This is a genomic window from Peribacillus sedimenti (assembly GCF_046237635.1).
Taxonomy (GTDB): Bacteria; Bacillota; Bacilli; order Bacillales; family DSM-1321; genus Peribacillus; species Peribacillus sedimenti.
Genome location: NZ_CP143547.1, coordinates 3751510 through 3777611 on the forward strand (window position 1 = coordinate 3751510; position 26102 = coordinate 3777611).

The following is a 26102-nucleotide window of genomic DNA, read 5'->3' on the forward strand; positions in this document are numbered from 1 at the left end:
TTGGAACAAAGAGTAGTATTATTCGCCGGTAAAATGCATTCAATTAGCGTGACAGAATTGATTTTGGGCGAAGGTAACATGTTATAACTCCATGATTTCCAATTAATCCAAATTTATACAAATACATTTTTACATTTACTCGGTTTTCCCAATCTGCCAGCCCGGGTCAAATAGTTATGTCGTAGAGCATCTCTTCGCCACAGCTTTCAACTACGCTGACTATTAGTCTACGATGGAGTTTCAGAGTCAGGCTTTATATCAATTTATATGCATGAACCTTACTCTTCTCCTGGATATGCAAGATTACCAAGACAAAAGAACAGCCTGCCAGACCGTACTGAGAACTGCACTATTTTTGAACAACTTTTTTTTGCTCATAAAAAAACTGGTTCCGGAAGCTTGTCCGGAACCAGTAGCATTATTTCGGCTAAATCATTATTTCTTTATAAATCAATGTTGGTTTTTTTGGTTTTTCAGCTGTAATTTTTATGTTTTGATAAAGCTTTTCCTTAACCTGGCCGATCTCTTCAAAATTGCTATATATTGTGACGAGTGATTCTCCCTTTGTCACCTGGTCACCGATTTTCTTTCGCAAAACAAGCCCTACGGCAAGGTCGATTTTTGATTCTTTTGTGGCACGGCCGGCTCCCAGGAGCATAGCAGCCGTTCCCACTTCGTCTGCAACTATTTCTGCCACATAACCATTCTCCTGTGCTTCAAGCTCGAAGCTGTATTTCGCTTGGGGCAATTTTCCCGGATCATCTACAACCGAAGCATCTCCGCCCTGTGCAGCAAGGAAGGTCCTGAATGTTTCAATGGCAGAGCCGTCTTTTATGGCGTTTTCCAGCATCTCACGGGCTTCAGCCAAAGAACCCGCTTGCTTTGCCAAATACACCATATAGCTGCCAAGTGTCAGGGAAAGCTCTGTTAAATCCTCCGGACCTGCTCCTCTTAAGGTATCAATCGCTTCCTTTACCTCTAAAGCATTACCGATTGCAAATCCAAGCGGCTGGCTCATATCTGAAATAACAGCCATGGTTTGCCTGCCTACATTGTTTCCTATTTCCACCATAGTCCTGGCCAGTTCTTCGGAATCATCAAGCGTCTTCATAAAGGCACCGGCCCCAGTTTTCACATCAAGGACTATGGCGTCCGCACCAGCTGCAATTTTTTTGCTCATAATGGAGCTCGCAATCAGGGGTATACTGTTGACTGTTGCGGTCACATCCCGGAGTGCATACAGCTTTTTATCGGCAGGCGTTAAATTTCCGCTTTGCCCAATTACTGCCAGTTTGTTTTTATTCACTAGACTGATGAACTCTTCGTTTTCAATTTCCACATGAAAGCCTTCTACCGACTCAAGCTTATCAATTGTTCCCCCGGTATGTCCCAATCCTCTGCCTGACATTTTTGCAACCGGGACACCTACTGATGCCACAAGCGGTCCCAGCACAAGTGTGGTTGTATCGCCAACCCCGCCTGTACTATGCTTATCGACCTTTATGCCTTCGATGTTTGACAAATCAATAATATCTCCGGAATTAACCATTGCCATAGTTAAATCCGCACGCTCTTGCCCTGTCATGCCCTGAAAAAAGATAGCCATGGAAAGAGCGCTCATTTGGTAATCGGGTATGCTCCCATCTGTAAAACCATTTATTATAAACTGGATTTCCTCGTCAGCCAGTTCGAAGCCGTCGCGTTTCTTCTCGATTAAGTCCACCATTCTCATTTCGTATCCCCACTTCTATATCATCTTTACAATATCTTTTACGAAACTTAAAAACGTGCTCTTCACTTTCTCGGTAGTCTCGATTACCTCATCATGTGAAAGCGGCTGGTCCAATATACCGGCAGCCATGTTGGTTATACAGGAGATGCCTAATACCTTCATTCCCGAGTGTCTGGCCACGATTACTTCCGGTACGGTAGACATCCCGACAGCATCGCCTCCAAGAACCCTTGCAAGCCTTACTTCAGCCGGTGTTTCATATGTCGGCCCTGTGTTCCCCACATACACGCCTTCCTTTAAGTCGATATTATGGTTTTGTGCCGCTTCCTTTGCCACGGATCTCAATTCACGGCTGTAAGCTTCCGACATATCCGGAAATCTAGGGCCAAACCTTGCCTCATTGCTGCCTATCAAAGGATTAGTGCCCATATTATTGATATGATCCGTAATCAGCATAAGGTCTCCCGCTTTGAAGCTTTCGTTGACTCCGCCCGCCGCGTTGGTGACGATTAAAGTTTCCACTCCAATCATCTTCATCACCCGAACAGGAAATGTAACCTTATCCATTGTGTAGCCTTCGTAGAAATGGAATCTCCCCTGCATGGCGACTACCTTTTTTCCACTAAGGTCCCCAAGTACAAGCCGGCCGGCGTGGCCTTCCACTGTTGATACAGGAAACTCCGGTATTTCCTCATACGGAATATACACAGCATTCTCGATCTCATCGGCCAGGATTCCCAGGCCTGAGCCCAAAATCAAGCCGATTTCAGGCCTCCCTTTTAATTTTTTTTCAATAAACGAAGCGGCATTTTCTATTTTTTCATACATGTTCAATAAAACTCTCCTTATTTAATATCGCCTAAAAAACTCTTGCCGTATGATGGCATCTTTACATTGAAATTTGCTGCCACAGTAGCGCCCACATCTGCAAAAGTATCTCTGACAGGCAGCTCTTTCCCTTCCTGATAACGTTTCGAATACACCAATAACGGCACATATTCACGCGTATGGTCTGTTCCGTGGTGCACAGGATCATTTCCATGGTCTGCAGTAACGATCAATAAATCATCTTCTGTCAGTTTGTCGAAAACTTCCGGCATACGGGCGTCAAATTCCTCAAGAGCCTTGCCATAGCCCATTGGGTCGCGGCGATGCCCATACAATGCATCAAAATCCACAAGATTGAGGAAGCTCAGTCCTGTAAAGTCCATATCCAGGGTTTGTAGAAGCTTATCCATCCCATCCATGTTCGATACAGTCCTTAATGATTCCGTGACACCTTCCCCATCATAAATATCCGAGATTTTTCCTATGGCAAGAACATCGAATCCTGAATCCTTCAACTCGCTCATGACAGTTCGATTAAATGGCTTTAATGCATAATCATGACGGTTAGGAGTACGTACAAAGTTCCCCGGTTCACCCTTGAAAGGGCGGGCAATGACGCGTCCCACTTTAAATTCATCAGCCATTGTGATTTCCCTTGCGATTTCACATATCCTGTATTGTTCCTCCAGAGGAATAATATCTTCATGGGCAGCAATTTGAAGGACGGAATCGGCAGAGGTGTACACGATCAGCGCTCCAGTCTTCATATGTTCTTCACCCAATTTTTCAAGTATTTCTGTGCCGCTGGCAGGTTTATTGCCGATAACGCTCCTTCCAGTTTTCGCCTGGAGTTCCTGGATCAGCAGTTCAGGGAAGCCATTTGGAAAGACCCGGAAAGGTGTACTGACGTTTAATCCCATGATTTCCCAATGGCCGGTCATTGTATCCTTGCCTCTGGAAGCTTCCTTCATTTTCGTATAAAAAGCAATCGGCTGCTCAGCCTTATTGATTCCTTTAATTTCACGCATATTGCCCAATCCCATTTTTCCGAGATTCGGCATGTTCAAGCCATTCATTTTCTCCGCAATATGTCCGAGAGTATCGGCTCCTTCATCTCCAAACAATTCGGCGTCTGGAGCTTCTCCAATGCCAACAGAGTCCATCACAATTAGAAATATACGTTTAAAAGAATTTTCCTTCATGCTATCCCTCCTAAAATAGTAAAACGCTTGCAAATGCCTATAATGAATAATTTTACCCCTAATAAATTCAAATAATCTTAAAAATTATGTATTAATGTCAGAAGTCTGACGTCTTTATTGTAAACTATGCATGAAGACTTCTACAAATAAACAATTCATCAAGTTGCGAATGAAAGATTTTCAAACGCAATAAAACGACATAAGCTGCCGTTTATATGCCGATCGTTATTTATTATATAGAAGTCTCATGCTGTATATAGACCGGTAAATTCACGGGCACGCCGAATCATCATAGAGTAAGGACTATGACTTCTGACAGTCAGTTTATATACTCCTTCTATTATTCTATCAAGCTCTTGGATGAAACTTCGTGTATACATCCTTCAATCTTACATTTGTTACATGTGTATAAATCTGAGTGGTTGAAATGTCTGCATGTCCCAGCATTTCCTGCACCGCCCTCAAATCCGCTCCATTCATCAATAAATGTGTTGCAAAAGAATGCCTTAGCGTGTGAGGTGTCAATTCCTTTTCAATATTGGCATCCCTTGCAAGACCCTTCAAGATTTTCCAGAAACCCTGCCTCGTCAATCTATTGCCGTGATGATTCAAAAACAGCGCATCGGATTTATGTTTTTTGCTGACAAATTTTGCTCTTCCCTTTACCAAAAAGCTTTCTATGGCGTCCAAAGCTGTTTTACCAATCGGTATGATCCTTTCCTTGTTTCCTTTTCCGACACAGCGCACAAATCCCATTGTCGCATGGACATCGCTGACATTAAGATTAATCAATTCGCTGACACGCATTCCTGTTGCATATAGCAGCTCCAGCATCGCCTTGTCCCTATATCCATATTCATCTCTAAGAACAGGGGCATCAAGCAATGCCTCCACTTCTTCCAGACTAAGCACTTTTGGCAAAGACCTTTCCTGCTGAGGCGTTTCAATGTGAACGGATGGGTCCTGGTCACATATCCTTTCGCGAATCAAGAATTGATGGAAGGATCGGATCGAGGCAATATGGCGGGCAAGCGTCCTGGACGATTTTCCCTGTTCCTTTAAATGCGCTAAGAAATGAACAATATTGACCCGGCGGCAATCATTCCATCCAGTCAACTGTTCCACTCTTATAAGATAGGCCATATATGACTTTAGGTCTCGTTCATAAGAAATAAGTGTATTTTTAGCTAGTCCTTTTTCTACTGTCAAAAAATGGATAAAGTCTCTAAGCTGGTCTTCCATATATCATTACTCCCCGTTTGTATAGAAAAGCATCAATCTATTGAACCACGCAGTTCCGTCTGTTTCTACCGACTTGGTCACCTTTACTGCTGTTCCTTTTGGTTGATCATAGCGATGATAATCCTGATATTCTTCATTTAACCATATCATCCCGATATAAAAAAGAACAGTAAAGCAGATAAACAGGATTAACACTTTAGCTGTTTGGGCTATTAATTTAATAGATGATTTCATTATACTTTCCTCCATGCATAAAGCGAAACATTTCCGCATGTCAAACAGGACCCATTTAAAAAGCACTGCTCGCGGTTATTTCAATCTATGCCAGAAAAGACAAGTTTTATACATCAAACTTATCGTTTGCCTGAGGAATTAGAACATAACTTTTTCTTAGGATTTCTAATGATGGCTTTGTAAACCGCGCAGTGCCAATCTCGGATTGAAGTTGCCCACATTGACAGAGCCATTATCTGTTAACTCCGTTTTTTCGCGCCTTATACGATACCACATAGCACTTTCGCTTCATATTCGGGTGAATATAAAAAAAGCCTTTCCACTAAGGGAAACGGCTGAAAATTATTCTTCTTCTGTTTTTTGTTTTTCCTGACATCTATGGCAAATGCCATGAAACGTTAATCTATGGTCTTTTATTTTAAAGTTCCAATCTCTTTCAACAATTGCTTCGACATCTTCCAGAAGGTCTTCCTGAATCTCATCAACCGCTCCGCACTCGATGCATACCAGGTGATGATGGAAATGCGCGGCACCTTCCTGCCTTAGATCATAACGGGAAACTCCATCCCCGAAATTGATCTTATCCACAATTTTAAGTTCAGTTAGCAGTTCCAAAGTCCGATATACAGTTGCCAGGCCAATTTCCGGCGATTTTTCTTTGACGAGGAGGTAAACGTCTTCTGCGCTTAGGTGGTCCTCTTCATGTTCCAGTAATACGCGGACGGTTGCTTCTCGCTGAGGCGTGAGTTTATAGCTAGACGAGTGCAACTGTTTTTTTATTCTATCAATTCTGTTTTCCATATCACTTTCCCCTCCCGCGCCGCTATCTTTATCATTATATCAAATGGCGATGCATAGTCAAAATACATTTATTCTAAGGAAGTTAAAATATTATTTCTTAAATAATAATTATTATCATTGACCGAGATAGCTGACAACCCCTTTCATAAGGGAAGGTGAAATATAAGCTTCAATTGCACCTGCTGCCGCCAAAAATAGAATCGACAACCCGAGTGTCAATATATATCGGTAAATACTCGGTTTTAATGGCTCTCTCACCTGCCTGAGGAAAAGACGGCGGATCATCTTGACAGACAAGGAGACAGCAAACGCGGCGATTATTATAAACACCGGCACAATAAAGATATTTTGCGGCAATACCGACACGAATGAGAGCAGAAATCCATTCCAGCCCATCTGATTTACTAGAAAGCCGACAGTAAAGCCGACTACCATTCCTTTTAAGAATAATAGTATTAAAATAATCGGAAGGCCGACGATGGATATACCAAGAATCCAAATGAAACTGATATACTTTAGATTATGACTCAGGCTCTGGGTGAACATTTCATGGTCAGAGGCTATTTTACCTTGCGATACCTGTCCAAAGAATCGGGATAAATAATAGAATAAATCTTCCTTTTGCGTATAGCTTAGACTATTCACCAGTATAGCCCCAAATACCACTCCCATCAGGAACAGGACGGTAATAAACATATATAACGATGAATTTTCATATATATGCCGTGAAGCCGCATTTTGAAATAAAGTCACCTTCTTCATCCTTGTAACCCTCCCGTTTCTCATTAGTAGATTCTATTAAATTCCCGAACTGATTATGACCAGATTTTAGATCAACGGAAATTTACGCTGTCACAGGCATCAATCTATGTTATAATCTTCCAATATTACATAGGGGGATAGAATGATGAATCCGATTTTAAAGGAATTTCCAGAGAGAATCGAGACTGAACGGCTTTATATACGCGCATGCCAGCCGGGCGATGGAAAGGATGTATTTGAAGCCGTCAATTGTTCACGGGAAGAGTTAAAACAGTGGCTCCCCTTCGCCCAGAATGCCCAGACTGAAGAAGAAACGGAGGCTGGGGTGAGGGATTCCTATGCACGTTTTATAAAACGCGAGGATTTCAGGCTCCACATTTATCGAAAAGAAGATGATGTTTTTATCGGATCGACCGGCCTTCACCGAATCAATTGGAATGTCCCTAAATTTGAGATTGGCTACTGGGTTGACTCTAGGCATGGCAAAAAAGGTTACATAATCGAAGCCGTTGAGGCACTTACGGACTTCGCCTTAGATTATTACGGAGCAAACAGGGTAGAAATCCGCTGTGACCCCGACAATATAAGCAGCCGAAGAATACCTGAGAGACTGGGTTTCACACTGGAGGGAATTCTTTGGAATGACAGCATTAGTCCGGATGGGAAATACGTACGCCACACATGTGTATTTGCAAAATATCCCGAATAATTAACAAAACGGCGACACGCCGGGATTATTCCAGGCTGTCGCCGTTCGAATGTGTTTTAATTCTTCCATATTTGCCGCCTCCGCCCACTTCAATCTGAAGTTCGCCATTCCTAGCCAGATCGATATATTCCGCTACCTTTTCAGGCACCACCTGTTTAAGCAGTTCCTTAGGTGTCCGATGGATGATATCCATTTCCGTACCAAATGTTTCAAGCAGCCGTTCCATTGTTTTTGGGCCCAATCCTGGTATAAAATCTAGCGGAACCTGATGAATATATGGCGGCCTTGCCCGTTTCTTGCCAGAACCCTCCATCCGGGCCAGTTCGGCTATCCGCCTGGATACACCCTTAATGATTTTGTGGCTGCCGCATGCCAGGCATACGGCTGCAGGAGCAGTCATTTTATGGCTGCAGGCGGCACATACGGTTTCGTGGTATTTACCTAATCGGGGATTTAAACCATAGTTCACTGAAACCCTTCGACCGTCCATTTCCTTCAAGGCCATTTCCAGTTCACTAAAATTGGCCTCCTCCAACCGAAACTCCTGATATTCCCTGGCTATTTTTCCAAGCGAGTGAGCATCTGAATTACTCAGGAAAACATAATCATCCAACTCTGCGATTTGTCGGGCCATTTCGGTATCAGAGCTAAGACCAAGCTCAATTCCGTCAATTAACTCCGGGTTAAAAACCTCCCGCAGACTTTTTTCTACCCCTTTGCCGTAGAGGCTTTTAAAAGGTGTAAATACATGAGCCGGAATAAACAGCCCTCCAAAATGCTTGACCTTCTCCTGGAGCAGCCTGCCTTCACAATATATTCTTTGTGAGCTTAAATGAATATTGGTGACATAGCCGGCCATCCAGCCGGAAAAAGCTCTCATTGCATCTATTGTAGGGAAAAAGGCTAGTATATGTATCGGTCCATGGCAGTATTGATCATTAATCTCTATTTCTGATCCGGGAATCAGAACAGTCTTGCCAAATTGTAATCCTCCCCTTGGATGCTCGGTGAGCTTGCCTTCAGAAATCAGATTTTCCAATTCTTCCAGTACTTCCGGAGAATGGCAGTCGATAATGCCAATCATATCCAACCCCTTCCGCCGGCTCGAAATTTCCAGGATGTTTTGCAGTGTCAGGGTTTTGGCGCCAGTTATTTTTACGGCCCTTCCGCTGCCGGTACGGCCGATATGGATATGCAAATCGGCGAAATACGAATTCATGTTAGCGGTTCAGCGCCTTTCTAAGCTGCATGAACTGTACAGCATATGCGGTTTTGGCATCATATATTTTCCCCATTCTCACATACTCTTCTGCCTCATCCAATGTAAGTTCCAGTACCTCGACAAATTCATCGTCATCGCCGGCAGCGGCATTCTCCTTCTTTACAAGGTCTTCTGCAAGGAAAATATGAATCAGTTCATCAGCGAAGCCCGGTGAGGTATAAAAAGAAATAAGGTGTTCCATTTTTTTACTTTCATAACCCGTCTCCTCCTCAAGCTCCCTTGCCGCACAATATAGGGGCTCTTCCCCTTTTTCCAGCTTTCCGGCCGGAATTTCCACCACACTCCGTTCCAGCGGCTTTCGATATTGCTCGACCATGATCATTTTATTGTCAGGCGTGATTGCAATTACCGCCACGGCACCAGGATGCTTCACAATTTCCCGCTTTGAATGCTTTCCATCCGGCAGCACAACTTCATCCACCTGAAGCGAAATCACTTTCCCGGCAAAAACCTTTTCCGATGAAATTGTCTTTTCCTCAAACTTTTTCATACATCCCACTCCTTGTTCTAATAAAAGCATCATTGTTCATACATTTTACCATACTAAGACTTGCCTAACCATTTACGATGGTTGGGCAAGTCCATCGGATTGTTACGAACAGTTACGCTTCTTGATATGCCCTCCCTTACTGTCCGTTATTCCGGGATAAGACTGGCCTTACCATTTACGAGGGTTAGACCAGTCAATCGGGGTGTTATTCAACTTACAAAATGTCTGGAGGAATAAACGTGAAGGTTTATGTTTTGGATAATGGTTTCGTAATGGCCGGCAAAGCCTGGGAGATTAGAAATAAATTACGGGAATTAAAGAATAAGTATGGGTACGTCAGTGAGTGGATCAACGCAAGACCAAAGCCCGATTCACCGCAAAACCTTACTCGTATCAAATAGTAATCAATCCTTTTGCAGTTATGGGCCGGTCTCCCTTACAATAGAATGCATAACAGAAAAAGGAGACGGTTATCTTGAGAAAAAGAAAGCTGGGCAATTCTGATTTGTATGTTACGGAGATAGGACTTGGGTGCATGTCGCTTGGCACGGATGAGACAAAGGCTGCCAGTATCATTTCTGCCGCCGTTGATGAGGGGATCAACTATTTTGATACAGCCGATTTATATGATTTTGGCCAAAATGAAATAATCGTAGGCCAAGCATTGAAATCAGTCCGAGATCAGGTAGTGATAGCGACAAAAGTAGGAAACCGCTGGAATGAAAGCAAAGACAGCTGGAGCTGGGATGCATCAGGCTCATACATAAAGACAGCCGTAAAAGACAGTTTAAGGCGGCTGGGGACGGATTATATTGACTTATATCAATTACATGGCGGAACCATTGAAGATAATATAAGCGAAACAATCGGGGCATTCGAAGATCTAATAAAAGAAGGCTATATCCGCTATTACGGCATTTCTTCCATTCGGCCAAACGTGATCAAGCAGTATGCAGAAAGGTCATCCATCGTTTCAAATATGATGCAATACAGCCTGCTCGACCGCAGGCCGGAAGAATGGATCCCCCTGCTTGAGGAAAACCATATTTCCCTTATAGCAAGAGGACCTGTTGCAAAGGGCTTGTTAAGTGATAGATGGTTCGATAAAGCTGCCGGATCTGTAAAAGAAAACGGCTATCTTGATTATAGTTATCAGGAGCTGTCCGAATTGCTTCATGCCATTCAGGACAAGCTTTCACCTAGGCATATGAATGAAACAGCACTGCAATATATCCTTTCTCATCAAGCGGTAGGTGCTGTAATCCCTGGAGCAAGCTCTGTGGAGCAGCTTCGTGAAAATTGTGCCGCCGTCAGCAGTGAGCCTTTATCCAGCCAGGAAATCGAGCTTCTGAAGCAGCTTGCGAAAACGACAGTGTACGAGGCCCACAGAAATTAACTTTGCAAAAATCGTTCATCCCAGCTTCAAATGATATACAAAAGAATCCGGGGAATGCACCTTGAAATCCATTCCCTTTGTGCGGCCTTTATTCGAGGATGCAAACCTTAAATGTCCTCAAATAAATAATCGCATTTTCATCATGTAATATACCCAAGGATGCTGGAAACGAGCCAAATATGACCTCTCCGGGTGAGACCGGAGAGGAAGCTGTCTTATGCCTGTCGCGGCCGGGCGAGCGCATCCCGTTTTTCTCTACTGCCAGTTTGCAGGAAAGAGCCCATTCTCGATGCTTAGCCACCGAACGGGAACGGTCACTGGTTTCTTAGATTATCGGGCAATGAATATAATACTGGGGTAACCATATATAAAAAAGATGAAGCCATATGCAACAGCTGCCCAAGAATTCATCTTTTACAGACGTTTATTTAAATTTCCTCCAATCCATGCCGCTCTCATTTAGCAATTCTTCAAAGGATTTATTTTTCTCTTTCAGCCGTCTTTCCTCTTTCTTTTTCGCTTCTTCCGCTTCCTTTTTTGCTGATTCCTCGTCAGCAAGCTGTTTTTGTGTTTTTCGCAGCTGTTCCATAATGTCTCCCTTGACTAAATCACCCAGCTTCAAGGAATCATCATTTGTCCGCTTATGGCTGGCTTGCTGTACATTTTTTTGTTTTTTTCCTTTATTTTTCATTAAGAATTCCTCCCTGCTCCATACTTTTATTATAGCATTGAATCCCTCCTGAGGCGGACTGGTATGTTTACCGATTCATTTTTCATGTAAAATAAAAACTAACTGCGAAAGAACAGGACGTGATGGCATTGAGAAGGAAGCTGCTTATTTTATTGGGAAGCACACTTGTGACGTTTTTAGGAATTGGCGTATATTTTTCGAATCGAATCATGTACATGCGTAAAAAGAAGGATGATTTTATCCGCAATCGGGAAATCTCTGCGAAGCGCCTGGTTGAAGATGATTATGATGCACTTCCAAAAGCCGAGCACTGGGTAAATTCCCCTTCAGGCTATAAACTGAAATGCCTGTTTGTAGAACCAAATAAATCTAACAAATGGATTATCATATGCCATGGTGTAACGGAAAATAAAATAAATTCCATTAAGTATATGAATTTATTTTTAAAACGAGGCTTCAATGCCGTCATTTATGATCATCGCCGCCATGGTGAGTCCGGCGGAAGAACGAGCAGCTATGGCTATTATGAAAAACTTGATTTAAAGGCTGTCGTCGATGAATTAAAAAGGCTTAAAGGAACGGACATACTGCTTGGCATTCATGGGGAGTCCATGGGTGCCGCCACCTTGCTTCTTTATGCCGGGTCCATCGAAGACGGGGCTGATTTTTATATAGCTGACTGTCCATTTTCTGATTTCGAGCAGCAAATCATACACCAGCTAAAACGGGAGTTGCCGCTGCCCCCAAAGATGATACTCCCGATTGGCGATGCATTTCTTAAATGGCGTGATGGCTATCGAGCACGGGAGGTATCACCTATCCGCCATATCAAAAACATTAAAAACCCGGTCCTGTTCATTCACAGTGAACCCGATGAGTTCATCCCTGCTGAAATGACAAAGGAGCTTTTCCGGGAAAAAGAGGGGCCTAAACAGATCTATCTGCCTTCCATTGGCGCGCATGCCCAATCCTATAACGAAAATGCAGGCGAATACGAAAATGTCATTGACCGTTTTCTGACTGAACTTGTTTACCCGAAGGCACATAAAAAAGCGAAAGCGCAATGACCCTCTGCTAAATACTGCCACATGTTGATGGTCAGCTAAGAACGTGTGGCAACGCTGACCGGCCCCAATCCTGTGGGGCCAACTCTGACTGTCCCATATCGGGTCGGTTCTGGCGACGCCGGCACTTGTACATCGTGTACCTCGAAGCTAGACATCAGTCTACCTGAAAAAGTTATACTTTCTATTAAATAAAAAAGCCGCAATTCTTTAAAACGTTTTGCGGCCTTTCTCATTGTTATTTTGCTGAAACGACGCCATATCGCCCTTTTCCTATCCGGTTTTGAGGGTGTGAGCCCTGAAATAAATTTGACATAATAGCGCTTACACTGCACAGTATCGTAATATCAGATTCCCCCGCATACCATCAACATTGTTAGAAATCTTATCCACAAGTGTTGGCGTCAATCCGTCTTACAAATCCACCCGTCTGGGAACCTCCGTAAATTTGCTTCCCCTTTTATATTCCTCCTAAAAAATTTGAAAATTCTACTCGCTGCATTTACGATAGGTGTATAGCGACAAAAAATATGAAATGAGGGATGCTTAATTGTCGAAGGTACAAATCAAGGTAAACGATAACGGATCGCTTAGAGTTTCAGGAGAAATAGAACTTCTGGATGGCGAAGGGAATGTGATTGAGACAAAACCGGTGTTCTCACTGTGCCGCTGCGGCATGTCACAAAACAAGCCGTTTTGCGATGGCTCCCATAAAGGAAATTTCCAATCACAAGTAAGGGTCGCTAAAAACGAAGAAGGCTTGTAACCACAGGCGTATACAGAATTTTGAGGCTGTCCTTTCCCTTTGAAAGACACAGCCTTCAACCATTATCAGCCTTCAGTAAGCCGCACATCCGAAATATCGGCTATCCGTATATAATGCGGCTCATTAAACTTGTCAATGATATGCAGCTTTTGCTGCAGTTCATTATAATAATGGATCTTTCCAATCAGCAGCTGATGCCGCTTGTTTTCATAATAAATAATCGTTACAGCAGCACCTGTTTCCATCGCCTCTCCTATTGCGGCGTTCATCTCCTCCAGCTGCTGTTCGTCTAAAATCCTCTGTTCCTCAAACGTATCTTCGTGCGCCCAGTCACGGAGCATTTTCACATGTTCCGGCAGCATCATCGATGTCCATTTGATGCGTCCCCGATCTCGTATCATGGTTAAGTCCCTCCTTAAAGCGCGCATGTAAACCTCTTAACCGCCCTGACTGCGGTACATCTATTCTTTTTTGCCTCAACTAGCCCGTTCAGGCCGGCTCTGTCAGGAAGTCATCTCCTTAGGACTTATGCCCTCCAACAAGTTTGCTGCGATAAACTGCCGTGCCTGCGCCCGTATAGGACACAGCGCGAAGGAGCGCCTTGGATCCGTGTCTCCGCCGGATGCCGTCGACTGTATATCCAAGCTTCCTTTGCTTCCAGCGTGACGTATCGAAAAGCGTAAGCTGCATTTCGTTATCATCCACAATGTTAGAAAGTGAGATGGATATGCTCCTCACTGTTTTTGGCACGTAATTTTCCCGAAACAGCTCCAGGCAGATACGATACAATTCCATCGTAATATTTGTAGGCTCCTGGATGGAGCGGGATCTATGAAATCCTCCGCCAAATTCGTCCTGGCTATAGCCTATGCCAAGGCTGATCGTTCTTCCCGCTTTACGATGAGCGCGAGCCCTTCTTGCCACCTCCTCGCACATTTCCAAAATGACATGTTTTACTTCCTCCTCCTCTTTATAATCCCTCAGCAGAATCTGGCTTTTCCCAAAGCTGATTTGTCCCTCCATAATGGGGGCACCAATATCGGAAAGGTCGATTCCCCAAGCATGGTGGTAAAGCTGGTTCCCCATGATTCCAAATTTGGCCTCCAGCTTTTCAAGACTGTAGCTCGCCAGCTGCCCTACAGTAAAAATCCCCATGCCATTGAGTGTTTTTTGCACCCGTTTTCCGATTCCCCACATCTTATTAAGGGGAGAAACCGGCCAAAGCTTCGTCTTCACATCCGCATATGTCCACTCTGCAATCCCTTCCGTTTTCGCTTCTAGATCAAGGCAAAGCTTTGCAAGCAGCATATTAGGGCCAATGCCGATTGCACAGGAAAGCTGGAATTCACGCTCAATTTCATCCTTAATTTTTTCGGCGATGGTACGGGCATCTCCCCATAACGGATGGGCTCCATCTACTTTAATGAAGCTTTCATCCACACTGTACACATGAATCGCTTCCTTAGGCACATATCGATGAAACAGCCGGGTAATTTCAGTGGAAACGCGTAAATATGTGGCCATTTTGGGTTCGACCACTAAAATGCGGGGATCCTTGGGGATTTCAAACATTCGTGAACCTGTCTTAATGCCAAAATCCTTTTTCAGTCTGGGAGACGCAGCAAGCACCACACTTCCTGAACGCTCTGTATCGCCAACTACTGCCAAATAGCAGTCCAACGGATTCAGCCCATGCATCACGGCCGAACAGCTGGCGTAGAAACTCTTCATGTCGATGCACAAAATATGGTGGTTTGGCATCATGCTGTAGTCGACCATCTGATTGTCCTCCAGATAAGAATATATGTTCGTTTTTTTATTATACCCATATCTTAATCGAATATACGTTCTCATTCAATGGAAAAATTATTGCGTTATTCTACATTTTGATTTACCTGCCGTTAATCTGGAAAAATATCTGGAAAAATAGCGGAATCTATTGAATAATATTCCTCCGTTACCAAAAATATATTACAAAACTATTAAATTTTATATTGATAAATTAAAATCACAGACTTCATTCCTTATCGCAACATGAATACATGTAAAAAAACAGATTAAATTCCCATTTCCATCATAGACTTAAGACGCATTTTTTGTAATCTAAATGTAAATAAAAATGAGGTTTTTTGTCATAAAGATATTGTAATATATCAATATTGAAGATAAATAGTTAGCAAGATTGCTAATCCAGGAGGATCCCGTTAAACATGAAAAAATTAATTGCCACTGCCGCTATCGCCTCGGCATTTATGTTATCCCCCCTTCAGACATTTGCTAATATCGGTGACCAGACACTGCGTCCGACACAAACACATACTGATGTCCGACAGTTGCAATCATTGCTTAAAATAAAAGGATATTTTACATACTCGGGTTCACTTACGACTTACTATGGAACAAACACAAAAAGTGCGGTCGTTAAGGTCCAGCGTGCGAAAAGTTTACCTGCAGATGGTGTTGCCGGACGAGCAACCTTTAATTCCTTAGGAGTTTACAAAGTAAATGTCCCTACCCTGATCAGTTATGCAAAACAGCAGCTGGGTGTTCCGTATAAATGGGGCGGTACAACTCGTGCAGGCTTTGACTGTTCTGGGTTCATCTATTATGTATTCCAGAATTCACAGGGAATAACCCTGCCAAGAACTACATCCCAGCTATATACGAATGTAGGATTAAAGGTGTCATCCCCGTCGGTTGGAGACCTTGTATTCTTTAACACTTCAGGTTCCGGTGTATCCCATGCGGGAATTTACATTGGAAATGGCCAATTCATAAACTCCTCTTCTTCCAAAGGCGTCAGTATCGCCGATATGGATAATCCGTATTGGAAAGCTCGCTACCTTGGTGCGAGAACATTATAACCCGTATAAAAGCACAGACGCCTGGCAGATGCCAGACAGCGCCTGTGCTTTTTTAATACCTTGCTATTATAAAATTTCGGACAACGAAGTCTTAAGGCCTGCCCTAAAATCGTTTATTGATATCAAAAGATCTTCGGATTGCATGCAACAATAAGCTCTCTCCTATCGTCATATCATTGCAAGTAAAACAAGGTGATTGGGGGATTTGAATATGAAAAGGTGCACAATTAAGATGACTGCCTTATCGATGGGCCTTGCAGCAGTGCTAAGTTTCTCGAACGGTGCGGATGCCGCCATCAGTAAATACACAATTAAAAAAGGTGATACATTAACTGAACTGGCTCACCTACATGGCACATCAACGGCAGCATTAAAAAAAGGAAATAATCTAAAATCTGATACCGTTCACATTGGGGATACACTGAAAATGGTCAAATTCGTAACAATAAAAAAAGGGGATACATTATACAGTATCGCCCGGCAACATGGCATGAGTCTTGACGAGTTGAGAACGCTGAACAAATTGAAATCAGACACCAACCGGCCCGGACAGTCTCTGCTTGTTTCCATCAATAAAAGCACAGGAAGCTACGATGTATCGAAAATCCCTGTTTCCCTGACAGTTAAGGCTGATTTCAGCTACAGCAAAGAAGAACCTGGTAAATATATTTTATTGAATAAGAAGGATGGCGATTATTTTGTGCGCATCGAAGTATTAGATTCAAACGCGTCCATTGCAGCCATCAAAAAAAACTCGTCTGACTACTTGCAATCCACAGGCAAAGTAACTGAGATCAAAACGAATAATGGCCACCCCTTCTATAAAGGGGCAAGTTTCTTCCTTCACTCACATAACAGCAGGATCGGCCAAAATATAGTGGTGAAAAGGGTGGATGGCAAACTGGTCCGCTTCACCCTGCATTACCGCAACATAGAAGAATCAGAGGGAATTACCATGAAAATGCTCTCCATGCTGCAGACGGCCAGGTTGAAGTGAGAAACTGCCGGCGGTGCAAGCTGCTGCAGACTATTGGTTTCCCTCTCACCCACCGCACCATCTAAAACTATCTTTTGTTTCCGCAGAAATAACCATAACTCCATATACAGATAAATCATAAATAAACAGTCCCCTTCTAAGCCTGGAAAGGGGACATCTCTTGATTAACTTAAGAGTGAAACAGGACCTCGTAGGAATTCGCATCTACTGTTACCACGAAAGCAGCATCAAGATTGGAGCGATCCATCATCTCTATCCAGTAAACCCCCTGATCCTGTAAATACGAACACTTCAAAACCATAAACTGCTGGCTATCAGCTTTTTTGGCAGCATTAATCGCTGCAGTGATAGCCTTCTGCTCCTCTAATGAGCTGATATCAGTCTGAATTTCAATCAGTTTTGCATCAGCCTGGGCCGGCATTGATTCCTTCATGTCTCCGGAATACCAAACCTTCGCTTTCATTCCAATTTCCAAGCTTGAAATATCTAAATTATGTCCTGCAGAGTCTTGAATATCAGTCCCTTTTTTTATCGAATACATGGTATTTTTGACCAGGATTTGTTTTTTATCAGCGATAACCGTAATGAATCCGTCTTCTCCCTTTGAAACCTTCACCTTGTGACCTGATACACCCTTACAACCGGCCAGCAGAAATAACATAACAATGAAGTGCATTATGACCTTGAAATTCATTTTAGGATCCCTCCCGCCTAATTAGACGGCAATAAGCCAAGCCCGGTTACACCTTGTAAAACGAACATCATTGCTATTCAATATATAGGATGAAAAAGGAGAGAGATGGACTAGCAACGGTAAACATAAAAAAATCCTTCATGCAGCCATGAAGGATCACTTTTTAAAGAAAGCCTTTTTCCCAAGCGTTTCGACCACGCCTGGAAACAATGTATAAAAAACACTGCCTGCACTCATCCAGCGAGGGAGGTTGATTTCCCGTCTTTTTGTTAGCATCGCCGAAACAATTTTCTGCGCGACATATTCCGGCTTCAGCATGAACTTTTGAATATTGGAAACATAATTCCCAGATTGGTCCGCAATATTAAAAAAATTTGTTTCTATCGGCCCGGGATTAACCGTCGTCACATATATCCCCTCATCCATCAGCTCGAGACGAAGGCTGTTGGAAAAGCCCAAAACCGCATGCTTGGTTGCAGAATAGACACTTGCCCGTGGAGTGGCAATCTTTCCAGCCTGGGAGGCTATATTGATAATATGTCCGGATCTTCTCCTTTTCATCGCAGGCACAACCATGCCCGTACAGGCGATAAGCCCAATCACATTTACATTAAACATGTCCTTTGTTTCTTCAATATCAGCTTCATGTAAATCTTTAAACAAGCCGAATCCGGCATTATTAACGAGTACGTCAATATCTCCGATGGTTAATGCTACCTTATCAAACACTTCCCGGACCTGCTCTGTATCGGACACATCCAGTTTGAATGCGTATGCCTCTGTACCGTGCTCCCGCTTTATTTCCGCTACCAGATGCATCATTTTTTCCACACTGCGTGCCAATAGCACAACCCTCGCACCCTGTTTTGCTGCGAGTAAGGCCACCTCCCTGCCTATTCCGCTGGAAGCTCCTGTAATGACGATATTTTTACCCTTCAACCTATTCACAGCTCTCACTCCATTTTATTGCGCAAAATAAATAATTGCTCCAGATGATTCCTCCCTTTTAATTTCCCCTAAATCCTCCAGGTAGTCAAGCTGGCCGACGGTTTCGGAAAGCGTCAGGCCAAGCTCCTTGTCATAGACCTTAGGGAAAAGCTGTCTGCATATTTCAAATCCAGTCGCAGGCCTGTCCAGGATCATTCTCTTAACATGCATGGCTCTTTCATGCTGTTTGGCAAACCTTTGGCCAATCAGCGAGGGTACATTATTTAGCTCGTTGCCATGTCCTGTATAAACGGTGGAGATGGGATAATCGAGCCATTTTTTCAGAGAAGCGTTGTATTGCAGCAACGGTTTAGGCCGTGGTTCACCTTTGTGTACCGGCGGCTCCATCAGCGGATTTGGTGAGATCCTCTCGAGAAGATGGTCCCCTCCAATCATCACCCCATCTTTTTCACGGTAAATGGATATATGGCTTTGTGCATGCCCAGGTGTCTCAATTACCGTCCAATCCACAAGACCCGGGATTGTATCGCCCTCACTAAGATTCGTTTTCAGATGTCGCTGGCCAATATATTTAGCGGTTTTTCGAAATTGGCTGATCATCGGCGTATATTCTTCAGGTACGCCCAGGACGCCGGCAAACTCACGGAAAAATTGGTCATGATGATTAATAAACTCCTCACTAATTGCCAGAAACCTCTGATTAAGCCTATGCCCCAAAACAGGAATACTTTCGTCAAAGAAGTCAAGTCCCCCGGAATGGTCCGGATGGTGGTGTGTTAAAACAACCTGCTCGATATCCTGAAGCCTCAGGCCTAATTCATGCAATCGCTGGTCCAAGACCTCCATGGAGCGGCTGGATTTAATCCCTGTATCAATTAATGTTAGGGCATCCCCTTTTACGACAAAAACATTTACATCTCCGACTTGGTAAGGAGTTGGTACTGAAATCTTTGCTATGCCTTCATTCCATTGCATCATTTATGCCACCTTAATATTATAGTTATATAAAAACCTGTGGATTTTATTGACTGTTCTCCTTTTTTCAACTAAACATAGTTTTTTCGGATTCACAATCAATTAAAAAAGATTTTGCCAGTATTTTTGATTGATTCATAAAAAAGGCATACACACTATAAAATGAATGCTCATTCACATTTTTATATTACCTCTTCCAAAATAAAATGTCATTATTTTCACATAATTAATCTTCTATTTACAGAAATTCCCCTGCAAAAAGAGGTTGACAAAAGGCCTGTCCATGCCACATAATCACTAGTAATTTAACATTTCGGCACTTGAGTAAGGCCAGTAAATACCATATGGCGAAAGAGAGTGAAGCCCTCCGGCTGAAAAGCTTCACCGTCCTCTATTGTATTGAACCTACCTTATGAGCCTTCAGGACAACCTGACGTAAATTCGGCGATAACGGATCTAAAGCTGCATCTTCCGGCAAAAACTGAAGATGAACAAAGGTGGTACCACGGAAGCATGGCCTTTCGTCCTTTACGGATGAAGGGCCTTTTTGTTTTTATTGCCGTTCGTTTCACATTTAACGGGTGGATAATTTCCTAATTCGATGCGCAAATACATCATTACTGATCAAGGAGGGGATAATCATGAAAAAAATCGCATTTATTGGTGCGGGTTCAATGGCTGAAGCCATTATATCAGGATTGATAACCGGGGGTGTTGTCACCCCGAGCCAAATATATGTTAGGAACAGAAACAATCAGGACCGCCTTGCCAAGCTAAAACGGCAGTACAAAATAAATATTTGCACAGCACTGGATGAACTTCTTGAAGGAGCCGACGTTGTCTTATTAGCTGTAAAACCGAAAGATGTACTCGCAGCAATGAATACGATCCATCCCTATATCCAGGAACACATGTTATTCATCTCTGTCGCAGCGGGAGTAAGTACAAAAAGCCTTGAGGAAGTTTTGCAGAAAGAAATGGCTATTGTGAGGGCCATGCCGAACACATCTGCTGCTGTTGGAAAATCCGCCACGGCGATTGCTGCGAATAAATATACCGATCAAAGCCAACTGGAACTGGCAAAAAGATTATTCGATACCATCGGCTTAGCAACCGTTGTGGATGAGCATCATTTGGATGGCGTAACTGGTCTATCCGGAAGCGGTCCTGCTTATATTTATTATCTGGTTGAAGCAATGGAGAAATCATCAGAAAGTCTTGGCCTGGATAAAGCCACCTCAAAACAGCTCATAATCCAAACATTGATTGGGGCGGCTGAAATGCTGAACCGGACGGAAAAGACACCTGCCACGCTTCGGAAAGAGGTTACATCGCCTGGAGGGACGACTGAAGCTGGCATAAAGGTATTGGAAGCACATGGTGTCAAGGAAGCCCTGATCTCGTGCATACAGGAAGCAGCACTGCAGTCTCAGCGTATGGGAATGCAAATCAGCAGCGAGATGCTGCAGCCAAAAGCCATCAAAAAAAATGCATAACCTATCACGCAAGTCAAAGCTTTGGATTTTGTTCCCACTCCATTGCTATACTATCCTTGGATAAAAATTCTAGTTTCCGAGGAGATGAATCTTGTGAGTGCTAAGCTATTGTCACCCTATACCGTTAAAAATGTCACATTAAAAAATAGAATTGTGATGTCGCCAATGTGCCAGTACTCATGCCCTGAAGAAGACGGCATAGTACAAAATTGGCATAGAACCCATTATACGAGCCGGGCAGTTGGTCAGGTAGGACTGATTATTGTCGAAGCCACAGCAGTTACCGCCCAGGGAAGGATTTCCCCAAATGACCTTGGCATATGGAGCGATGACCATGTCCAGGGATTGAGGGAACTGGTGAACTTAATGAAAGAACACGGATCCAAAACGGGAATCAAGCTGGCACACGCAGGAAGAAAATCCGAAGTAAAGGAAGAAATCATAGCACCTTCCTCCATCGCTTTCAACGAGAAATATAAAACTCCACGGGAAATGACAAAGCAGGATATTGAAGAGACCATCAAAGCGTTCCAAATAGGTGCCATCCGCGCTAAAAATGCCGGGTTTGATATAATCGAACTTCATGGCGCTCATGGATACCTGATCAATGAATTCCTTTCGCCACTTAGCAACAAAAGAACGGATGAGTATGGCGGCAGTTCCGAAAATCGCTATCGCTTCTTAAAAGAGGTCATAATATCTGTCAAAGAGGTTTGGGATGGTCCGCTATTTGTCAGAATATCCGCGCATGATTATCAGGAAGACGGCATGACAGCCGAGAAATACACAGAAATGGCAAAATGGATGAAGGAAGACGGGGTGGATTTGATTGATGTTAGTTCCGGTGCTGTGGTTCCTGCATCTATCAGGCCTTATCCAGGCTACCAGGTTCCGTTAAGTGAGACCATCAAGCATGGGGCCCGCATCCATACAGGCGCCGTTGGCTTAATCACAACAGGAGTTCAGGCGGAGGAGATTCTCCAAAACGATCGTGCCGATTTAGTATTTATTGGACGTGAATTGCTTAGAAATCCATACTGGGCAAGGACTGCAGCGCAGGAAGTCCGAGGTGAAGTGGAAGGACCCATCCAATACCACAGAGCCTGGTAGCAGACTAGCAGCAGGTTATCAGGCTTTTGCAAGAATAATATCTGTATGAAAATAGCATCCGACAAAAAATCGGATGCTATTTTCATACCCCCATATTCTTACTATACGGCTGGCCTGCCCGTCCAGCACTATTTCAAATACATCAGGATTGGTCATCGCCATCAATTGTTCGAAGCCCATGGGAATCATCTAAAAGCTTTAAGAGAAGAGTGAGAAGATTGCCATGCGTGCCTGCGACAAGGATAGATTTCGGCAGGCTTTTAACATCATCAAGAAACTGTGCCGCCCGCGCCATTCCCGGGCGATTTGACTCTCCGCCCTCGATGATTAAATCCAGATCATCAAAAGAGCTGCGCAGGACCTCCTGCAAATTATCCAATGACCTTTCGCTCATCATTCTTTCTGCAAGCCTTATATCATTCATGACAGGAAGCGATGTGGTTGTGGATAATGGCTGAATTGTATCCAGCGCCCTTTAAACGGGTCGAATAGACTTTATCAACCTTCGGTGCCCATAAAGAATTCAGCAAGATTTACAGACTGCTGTTTTCCAAGAGCAGTAAGGAGAGAAATGGCCGGCTGACCTTTGGCCAGTGCATGCCGAATGAGATATAAGCGTTTCATTCTTCCAGCCTCCCGTCTACATAAAGAGGAATCTTAACCCTCATTAAATCGTGGGCGACGACCGTTTCAGGAAAAATGGCGGCACTCTCCTTTTGAAGGGCCTGGGAATCCTCCAATGTATAGCGGGAACTGATATGTGTGAGAATCAGCTTTGCAGCGTTGGCGTCTTTTGCAATTTGGGCAGCCTGAGCCGTAGTGGAATGAAAGTAGCTGTAGGCCATCTGTGTTTCATTTTCAGAAAATGTAGCTTCATGTACAAGATAGTCTGCATCCCTTGCAAGCTGAACGGCATTTTCACAGGGCCGGGTATCACCAAGGATTGCGATCACCCGGCCTCTTTTTGGCCTGTCAAGGTAATCGCCCCCATTCAGTACACGTCCGTCTTCCAGTGTAATGGTTTCTCCGCTCTTTAAAGCTTTGAAATGCGGTCCTGGTTTAACCCCTTCATCCTTCAGCTTCTCCACAAGAAGACGCCCTGGCCGCTCCCTTTCAGCAATCCGATATCCAATAGTGTATATGCCATGTTCAAGCGGAAGTGCTGATACAATAAACTGTTCATCTTCAAAGACCGTACCCTGTTTTATTTCCATAATGGATAATTTGTATCTTAAATGAGTCCCGCTTACCTTCAAACTGGTTTGAATGTACTCTTTAATCCCCTTTGGCCCATAAACTGTAAGCTCATCCGTGCCCCCCTGGAAAGAACGGCTTCCTAGCAGTCCCGGCAGTCCAAAAATATGATCCCCATGTAAGTGCGTTATAAAGATCTTTTCTATTTTCCCGGGTTTTACGGGAGTCCTAAGAATCTGATGCTGAGAGGCTTCTCCACAATCAAACAACCAGCTTGTTCCCCGTTCTTCCAGCAGCTGCAGCGCTATAGAAGATACGTTCCTCGCTTTAGCCGGAACTGCTGCACCTGTCCCTAAAAATATTAAATCCACACAAAAACCTCCGTACACTTTTAATCTCCTGGTTTGCCCAGGATGAAAATTCCTGTCTTAACTATAGCATAAATGTCGCCGCTTAGCCGGAAGGACCATCCCGGTCCCTTGTATTCGTTAGACGCAGCGGATTTGTGTAATTCCATCCAACACAGTCCCCAATCCGATTATTTTACTCACAAAGAATATAATGATATTCTTTGAAAAAGAATAACAAGGTATAACGCAATACGTTTGCGTTCCAGCCCAACAAACCTTACAATTTGTATTTGATGGGTATGCCAAAATAGTGAACATCAAGAGTGATCAAATAGAAAAGTGAGGTCCTGACTTTGGAACAAAACAATAAACCAACTGCATTAATCATGATTTTTGGAGCCACGGGCGATTTAGCCAAGCGGAAGCTTTTCCCTTCCCTATATAGATTATTCCAAAAAAATAGTATCGACAAATTTGCGGTAGTAGGTGTCGCGCGCCGCCCATTAACGAACCAGGAGTTCCAGGAAAATGTGAAAGACTCCATCACCACATTTACAGACGCCAAAGAAAATATTGATGAATTCGTATCCCATTTTTATTATCATTCTCATGACGTTTCTAGTTCAGAATCTTACATACAGTTAAAAGGGATTTGCGACCGGCTCGACAGCCACTATGAACTTCAAGGCAACCGTATTTTCTACCTGGCTATGGCTCCTGAATTTTTTGGTACCATCGCAGAACAAGTAAAAGAGCAAGGTCTTACAGATACTCAAGGCTATAAGCGTCTTGTGATCGAAAAGCCTTTTGGCCATAGCTTTGAATCGGCGCTTGAATTAAACGAACGGATTAGGACTGCATTTGCAGAAGATGAAATTTACCGGATTGACCATTATCTCGGCAAGGAAATGGTACAAAACATTGAGGTCATCCGTTTTGCTAACGCATTGTTTGAACCATTGTGGAACAGCCGCTATATTTCTAATATCCAGGTTACCTCCAGTGAGATTCTTGGTGTGGAAGAACGCGGACGGTACTATGAAAAAAGCGGGGCACTGCGTGATATGCTGCAGAATCATATGATGCAGATGGTTGCTCTTCTTGCGATGGAACCGCCGATTAAATTAACAACTGATGAAATCCGCAGTGAAAAAGTGCGCGCACTCCGTTCCCTTCGCCCTATGTCCAAGGAAGAAGTGGGCAACTATTTTGTAAGGGGTCAATATGATGCCGGTACAGTGAATGAAAAAGAAGTCCCTGCATACAGAACAGAACCTATGGTTGACCCAAATTCAAATACAGAAACATATGTAGCTGGTAAGTTAATGATTGATAACTTCCGCTGGGCTGGTGTGCCGTTCTATATCCGTACAGGAAAAAGAATGGATGTTAAATCAACATATATCGTGGTACAGTTTAAGGATATACCTATGAATCTATACTACAAGACGGGCGAAACACTGCATCCGAACCTCCTTGTAATCCATATCCAGCCAGATGAAGGAATCACCCTCCTTCTCAATGCCAAAAAGACAGGAAACGGTGTGAAGTCTACACCTATTCAATTGTCTTACTCCAACAAGGGCGTGGACAGCCTGAATACTCCTGAAGCGTATGAAAAACTATTGTTTGATAGCATGCGCGGAGATGCCACAAACTTCACCCATTGGGATGAAGTAGCGCTTTCATGGAAATTTGTCGATACAATATCTGAGGTTTGGGAAAACACAAAAGATGAAACATTCCCTAATTATCCGGCTGGCACTACCGGACCAAAATGCGCAGATTATCTCCTTGCAGAGGACGGCCATTTCTGGTGGCCTGTGGAAAATCTTGACCTGCAGGATTGCTAAAAAAAGCTCAGCCTTGAAAAAGGCTGAGCTTTTTTGTTAGTTACCAAGGGAGCTTTTAAGTGTGTTTATGTATAATCGTGCTATCTGGTCAGGAGGCACCCCTTTTTATGAATCTGTTTTTTATGGCCAGCACTTTATCACTTTTTACTTTCGTCTCAGAAGGGGCAGAGTTGTCATTCAGCCAGTATGATACCCCTGTTTCAAACAATGCCAGTAAAAGAAATACACATATCAGCACCCATATCACAAGCATTCAAGACCTCTCCTTTTTACTTTCGAAAGCATTTCCTGGTTCTTATATAGATGGTATGTATGGTTGAATTTGACTTTTATTAGTCAAAAACGCATCGCACTAGTAATTCTATGAATATATATTGAAATGTATCCAGGCGTATAACCATATTATTCAGCTGGCATGTATT

30 protein-coding genes are annotated in these 26102 nt (G+C 43.4%); 11 read left to right on the plus strand and 19 right to left on the minus strand.

All coding sequences use genetic code 11. The annotated features are described in order from the left end of the window. Positions 1 to 427: 427 nt before the first annotated feature. From V1500_RS18430 to spoIIM, 7 genes are all read right to left on the minus strand, one after another. Entirely contained in the window at positions 428 to 1732 is a 1305-nt protein-coding gene (locus V1500_RS18430; protein ID WP_409301498.1) for a pyrimidine-nucleoside phosphorylase, read from the minus strand. A gap of 15 nt (positions 1733 to 1747) precedes the next feature. Next, positions 1748 to 2560, minus strand: a complete 813-nt coding sequence (locus V1500_RS18435; protein ID WP_409306038.1) for a purine-nucleoside phosphorylase — start codon at positions 2558 to 2560, stop codon at positions 1748 to 1750. Positions 2561 to 2577: 17 nt separating this feature from the next. Further along, positions 2578 to 3762 (minus strand): phosphopentomutase, encoded by a 1185-nt coding sequence (deoB, locus tag V1500_RS18440; RefSeq protein WP_409301500.1) that lies wholly within the window; start codon positions 3760 to 3762, stop codon positions 2578 to 2580. Positions 3763 to 4110: 348 nt separating this feature from the next. Beyond that, positions 4111 to 5004, minus strand: a complete 894-nt coding sequence (gene xerD, locus V1500_RS18445; RefSeq protein WP_409301502.1) for a site-specific tyrosine recombinase XerD — start codon at positions 5002 to 5004, stop codon at positions 4111 to 4113. A 6-nt stretch (positions 5005 to 5010) separates the two neighbouring features. Continuing rightward, a complete protein-coding gene (locus V1500_RS18450; RefSeq protein ID WP_409301503.1) occupies positions 5011 to 5238 on the minus strand; it encodes a YqzK family protein in 228 nt (75 codons plus the stop codon). A 342-nt stretch (positions 5239 to 5580) separates the two neighbouring features. Further along, entirely contained in the window at positions 5581 to 6039 is a 459-nt protein-coding gene (locus V1500_RS18455; RefSeq protein WP_409301505.1) for a Fur family transcriptional regulator, read from the minus strand. 114 nt (positions 6040 to 6153) lie between these two features. After that, positions 6154 to 6801 carry a stage II sporulation protein M gene (gene spoIIM, locus V1500_RS18460; RefSeq protein ID WP_409301506.1) on the minus strand — a complete coding sequence of 216 codons (648 nt, stop codon included), beginning with the start codon at positions 6799 to 6801 and terminating at the stop codon, positions 6154 to 6156. 145 nt (positions 6802 to 6946) lie between these two features. Here spoIIM and V1500_RS18465 point away from each other — a divergent pair, with 145 nt between their 5' ends. After that, positions 6947 to 7510, plus strand: a complete 564-nt coding sequence (locus tag V1500_RS18465) for a GNAT family N-acetyltransferase (protein WP_409306039.1) — start codon at positions 6947 to 6949, stop codon at positions 7508 to 7510. A 25-nt stretch (positions 7511 to 7535) separates the two neighbouring features. Here the strand turns inward: V1500_RS18465 and V1500_RS18470 are convergent, their stop codons facing one another. Both V1500_RS18470 and V1500_RS18475 read right to left on the minus strand, forming a co-directional pair. Beyond that, positions 7536 to 8729 carry an endonuclease Q family protein gene (locus tag V1500_RS18470; RefSeq protein ID WP_409301508.1) on the minus strand — a complete coding sequence of 398 codons (1194 nt, stop codon included), beginning with the start codon at positions 8727 to 8729 and terminating at the stop codon, positions 7536 to 7538. A gap of 1 nt (position 8730) precedes the next feature. After that, positions 8731 to 9282 carry an NUDIX hydrolase gene (locus V1500_RS18475; RefSeq protein WP_409301510.1) on the minus strand — a complete coding sequence of 184 codons (552 nt, stop codon included), beginning with the start codon at positions 9280 to 9282 and terminating at the stop codon, positions 8731 to 8733. A gap of 239 nt (positions 9283 to 9521) precedes the next feature. Between V1500_RS18475 and mciZ the strand changes: the two genes are divergently transcribed. Continuing rightward, a complete protein-coding gene (gene mciZ, locus V1500_RS18480; RefSeq protein ID WP_409301512.1) occupies positions 9522 to 9683 on the plus strand; it encodes a Z-ring formation inhibitor MciZ in 162 nt (53 codons plus the stop codon). A gap of 74 nt (positions 9684 to 9757) precedes the next feature. Continuing rightward, positions 9758 to 10678 carry an aldo/keto reductase gene (locus V1500_RS18485; protein ID WP_409301513.1) on the plus strand — a complete coding sequence of 307 codons (921 nt, stop codon included), beginning with the start codon at positions 9758 to 9760 and terminating at the stop codon, positions 10676 to 10678. Between the two features lie 424 nt (positions 10679 to 11102). Here the strand turns inward: V1500_RS18485 and V1500_RS18490 are convergent, their stop codons facing one another. Then, entirely contained in the window at positions 11103 to 11369 is a 267-nt protein-coding gene (locus V1500_RS18490) for a YqkE family protein (protein ID WP_409301515.1), read from the minus strand. Positions 11370 to 11497: 128 nt separating this feature from the next. On the opposite strand from V1500_RS18490, the gene V1500_RS18495 reads away from it, so the two are divergent. Together V1500_RS18495 and V1500_RS18500 are read left to right on the plus strand one after the other, a co-directional pair. Next, complete coding sequence (locus tag V1500_RS18495; RefSeq protein WP_409301517.1) at positions 11498 to 12436, plus strand: alpha/beta hydrolase; 939 nt, start codon at positions 11498 to 11500, stop codon at positions 12434 to 12436. 547 nt (positions 12437 to 12983) lie between these two features. Then, positions 12984 to 13199: a CDGSH iron-sulfur domain-containing protein gene (locus V1500_RS18500; protein WP_409301519.1), complete on the plus strand. Its 216-nt coding sequence runs from the start codon at positions 12984 to 12986 to the stop codon at positions 13197 to 13199. Between the two features lie 65 nt (positions 13200 to 13264). Here the strand turns inward: V1500_RS18500 and V1500_RS18505 are convergent, their stop codons facing one another. Both V1500_RS18505 and V1500_RS18510 read right to left on the minus strand, forming a co-directional pair. Further along, complete coding sequence (locus V1500_RS18505) at positions 13265 to 13600, minus strand: YolD-like family protein (protein ID WP_409301520.1); 336 nt, start codon at positions 13598 to 13600, stop codon at positions 13265 to 13267. 118 nt (positions 13601 to 13718) lie between these two features. Then, a complete protein-coding gene (locus V1500_RS18510) occupies positions 13719 to 14978 on the minus strand; it encodes a DNA polymerase thumb domain-containing protein (RefSeq protein WP_409301521.1) in 1260 nt (419 codons plus the stop codon). 431 nt (positions 14979 to 15409) lie between these two features. Between V1500_RS18510 and V1500_RS18515 the strand changes: the two genes are divergently transcribed. Both V1500_RS18515 and V1500_RS18520 read left to right on the plus strand, forming a co-directional pair. Next, complete coding sequence (locus V1500_RS18515) at positions 15410 to 16063, plus strand: C40 family peptidase (RefSeq protein WP_409301523.1); 654 nt, start codon at positions 15410 to 15412, stop codon at positions 16061 to 16063. Between the two features lie 211 nt (positions 16064 to 16274). Further along, the gene (locus V1500_RS18520; protein WP_409301524.1) at positions 16275 to 17060 is read left to right on the plus strand and encodes a LysM peptidoglycan-binding domain-containing protein; all 786 of its coding nucleotides are present in this window, start codon (positions 16275 to 16277) and stop codon (positions 17058 to 17060) included. Between the two features lie 169 nt (positions 17061 to 17229). Here V1500_RS18520 and V1500_RS18525 read toward each other — a convergent pair whose 3' ends face one another. The 3 genes from V1500_RS18525 to V1500_RS18535 all read right to left on the minus strand — a co-directional run bounded on the left by V1500_RS18525 (position 17230) and on the right by V1500_RS18535 (position 19680). Beyond that, positions 17230 to 17754, minus strand: a complete 525-nt coding sequence (locus V1500_RS18525) for a DUF3221 domain-containing protein (RefSeq protein ID WP_409301526.1) — start codon at positions 17752 to 17754, stop codon at positions 17230 to 17232. A gap of 156 nt (positions 17755 to 17910) precedes the next feature. Continuing rightward, positions 17911 to 18702, minus strand: a complete 792-nt coding sequence (locus tag V1500_RS18530) for an SDR family NAD(P)-dependent oxidoreductase (protein WP_409301528.1) — start codon at positions 18700 to 18702, stop codon at positions 17911 to 17913. A gap of 15 nt (positions 18703 to 18717) precedes the next feature. Beyond that, positions 18718 to 19680 carry an MBL fold metallo-hydrolase gene (locus V1500_RS18535; protein ID WP_409301530.1) on the minus strand — a complete coding sequence of 321 codons (963 nt, stop codon included), beginning with the start codon at positions 19678 to 19680 and terminating at the stop codon, positions 18718 to 18720. Between the two features lie 638 nt (positions 19681 to 20318). Between V1500_RS18535 and proC the strand changes: the two genes are divergently transcribed. Both proC and namA read left to right on the plus strand, forming a co-directional pair. Then, positions 20319 to 21173, plus strand: coding sequence for a pyrroline-5-carboxylate reductase (proC, locus tag V1500_RS18540; protein WP_409301531.1), 855 nt, complete (start codon positions 20319 to 20321; stop codon positions 21171 to 21173). Positions 21174 to 21266: 93 nt separating this feature from the next. After that, the gene (namA, locus tag V1500_RS18545; RefSeq protein ID WP_409301532.1) at positions 21267 to 22283 is read left to right on the plus strand and encodes an NADPH dehydrogenase NamA; all 1017 of its coding nucleotides are present in this window, start codon (positions 21267 to 21269) and stop codon (positions 22281 to 22283) included. 142 nt (positions 22284 to 22425) lie between these two features. Here the strand turns inward: namA and V1500_RS18550 are convergent, their stop codons facing one another. From V1500_RS18550 to V1500_RS18565, 4 genes are all read right to left on the minus strand, one after another. After that, a complete protein-coding gene (locus tag V1500_RS18550) occupies positions 22426 to 22662 on the minus strand; it encodes a hypothetical protein (RefSeq protein WP_409301534.1) in 237 nt (78 codons plus the stop codon). Positions 22663 to 22781: 119 nt separating this feature from the next. Continuing rightward, the gene (locus tag V1500_RS18555; protein WP_409301535.1) at positions 22782 to 22907 is read right to left on the minus strand and encodes a hypothetical protein; all 126 of its coding nucleotides are present in this window, start codon (positions 22905 to 22907) and stop codon (positions 22782 to 22784) included. Further along, positions 22904 to 23848, minus strand: coding sequence for a ribonuclease Z (rnz, locus tag V1500_RS18560; protein ID WP_409301537.1), 945 nt, complete (start codon positions 23846 to 23848; stop codon positions 22904 to 22906). The genes V1500_RS18555 and rnz overlap by 4 nt, the downstream gene beginning before the upstream one ends. Positions 23849 to 23868: 20 nt before the next feature. Then, positions 23869 to 23994, minus strand: a complete 126-nt coding sequence (locus V1500_RS18565) for a hypothetical protein (protein WP_409301538.1) — start codon at positions 23992 to 23994, stop codon at positions 23869 to 23871. A gap of 186 nt (positions 23995 to 24180) precedes the next feature. On the opposite strand from V1500_RS18565, the gene zwf reads away from it, so the two are divergent. Then, a complete protein-coding gene (gene zwf / locus V1500_RS18570; protein WP_409301540.1) occupies positions 24181 to 25680 on the plus strand; it encodes a glucose-6-phosphate dehydrogenase in 1500 nt (499 codons plus the stop codon). Positions 25681 to 25787: 107 nt separating this feature from the next. Beyond that, positions 25788 to 26000, plus strand: a complete 213-nt coding sequence (locus V1500_RS18575) for a hypothetical protein (RefSeq protein ID WP_409301542.1) — start codon at positions 25788 to 25790, stop codon at positions 25998 to 26000. Positions 26001 to 26102: the final 102 nt, after the last annotated feature.

What these genes read in the sequence shown, in the direction of transcription:
- V1500_RS18510 (WP_409301521.1), bottom strand. Translation starts at nt 14,978, where the DNA reads ATGGTCGACTACAGCATGATGCCAAACCACCATATTTTGTGCATCGAC.
- V1500_RS18455 (WP_409301505.1), bottom strand. Translation starts at nt 6,039, where the DNA reads ATGGAAAACAGAATTGATAGAATAAAAAAACAGTTGCACTCGTCTAGC.
- V1500_RS18430 (WP_409301498.1), bottom strand. Translation starts at nt 1,732, where the DNA reads ATGAGAATGGTGGACTTAATCGAGAAGAAACGCGACGGCTTCGAACTG.
- V1500_RS18505 (WP_409301520.1), bottom strand. Translation starts at nt 13,600, where the DNA reads ATGATACGAGATCGGGGACGCATCAAATGGACATCGATGATGCTGCCG.
- spoIIM (WP_409301506.1), bottom strand. Translation starts at nt 6,801, where the DNA reads ATGAAGAAGGTGACTTTATTTCAAAATGCGGCTTCACGGCATATATAT.
- V1500_RS18525 (WP_409301526.1), bottom strand. Translation starts at nt 17,754, where the DNA reads ATGAATTTCAAGGTCATAATGCACTTCATTGTTATGTTATTTCTGCTG.
- V1500_RS18465 (WP_409306039.1), top strand. Translation starts at nt 6,947, where the DNA reads ATGAATCCGATTTTAAAGGAATTTCCAGAGAGAATCGAGACTGAACGG.
- V1500_RS18555 (WP_409301535.1), bottom strand. Translation starts at nt 22,907, where the DNA reads ATGAAACGCTTATATCTCATTCGGCATGCACTGGCCAAAGGTCAGCCG.
- V1500_RS18565 (WP_409301538.1), bottom strand. Translation starts at nt 23,994, where the DNA reads ATGGAATTACACAAATCCGCTGCGTCTAACGAATACAAGGGACCGGGA.
- V1500_RS18515 (WP_409301523.1), top strand. Translation starts at nt 15,410, where the DNA reads ATGAAAAAATTAATTGCCACTGCCGCTATCGCCTCGGCATTTATGTTA.
- V1500_RS18575 (WP_409301542.1), top strand. Translation starts at nt 25,788, where the DNA reads ATGAATCTGTTTTTTATGGCCAGCACTTTATCACTTTTTACTTTCGTC.
- V1500_RS18435 (WP_409306038.1), bottom strand. Translation starts at nt 2,560, where the DNA reads ATGTATGAAAAAATAGAAAATGCCGCTTCGTTTATTGAAAAAAAATTA.
- xerD (WP_409301502.1), bottom strand. Translation starts at nt 5,004, where the DNA reads ATGGAAGACCAGCTTAGAGACTTTATCCATTTTTTGACAGTAGAAAAA.
- V1500_RS18470 (WP_409301508.1), bottom strand. Translation starts at nt 8,729, where the DNA reads ATGAATTCGTATTTCGCCGATTTGCATATCCATATCGGCCGTACCGGC.
- V1500_RS18490 (WP_409301515.1), bottom strand. Translation starts at nt 11,369, where the DNA reads ATGAAAAATAAAGGAAAAAAACAAAAAAATGTACAGCAAGCCAGCCAT.
- V1500_RS18450 (WP_409301503.1), bottom strand. Translation starts at nt 5,238, where the DNA reads ATGAAATCATCTATTAAATTAATAGCCCAAACAGCTAAAGTGTTAATC.
- V1500_RS18520 (WP_409301524.1), top strand. Translation starts at nt 16,275, where the DNA reads ATGAAAAGGTGCACAATTAAGATGACTGCCTTATCGATGGGCCTTGCA.
- proC (WP_409301531.1), top strand. Translation starts at nt 20,319, where the DNA reads ATGAAAAAAATCGCATTTATTGGTGCGGGTTCAATGGCTGAAGCCATT.
- V1500_RS18475 (WP_409301510.1), bottom strand. Translation starts at nt 9,282, where the DNA reads ATGAAAAAGTTTGAGGAAAAGACAATTTCATCGGAAAAGGTTTTTGCC.
- deoB (WP_409301500.1), bottom strand. Translation starts at nt 3,762, where the DNA reads ATGAAGGAAAATTCTTTTAAACGTATATTTCTAATTGTGATGGACTCT.
- V1500_RS18535 (WP_409301530.1), bottom strand. Translation starts at nt 19,680, where the DNA reads ATGATGCAATGGAATGAAGGCATAGCAAAGATTTCAGTACCAACTCCT.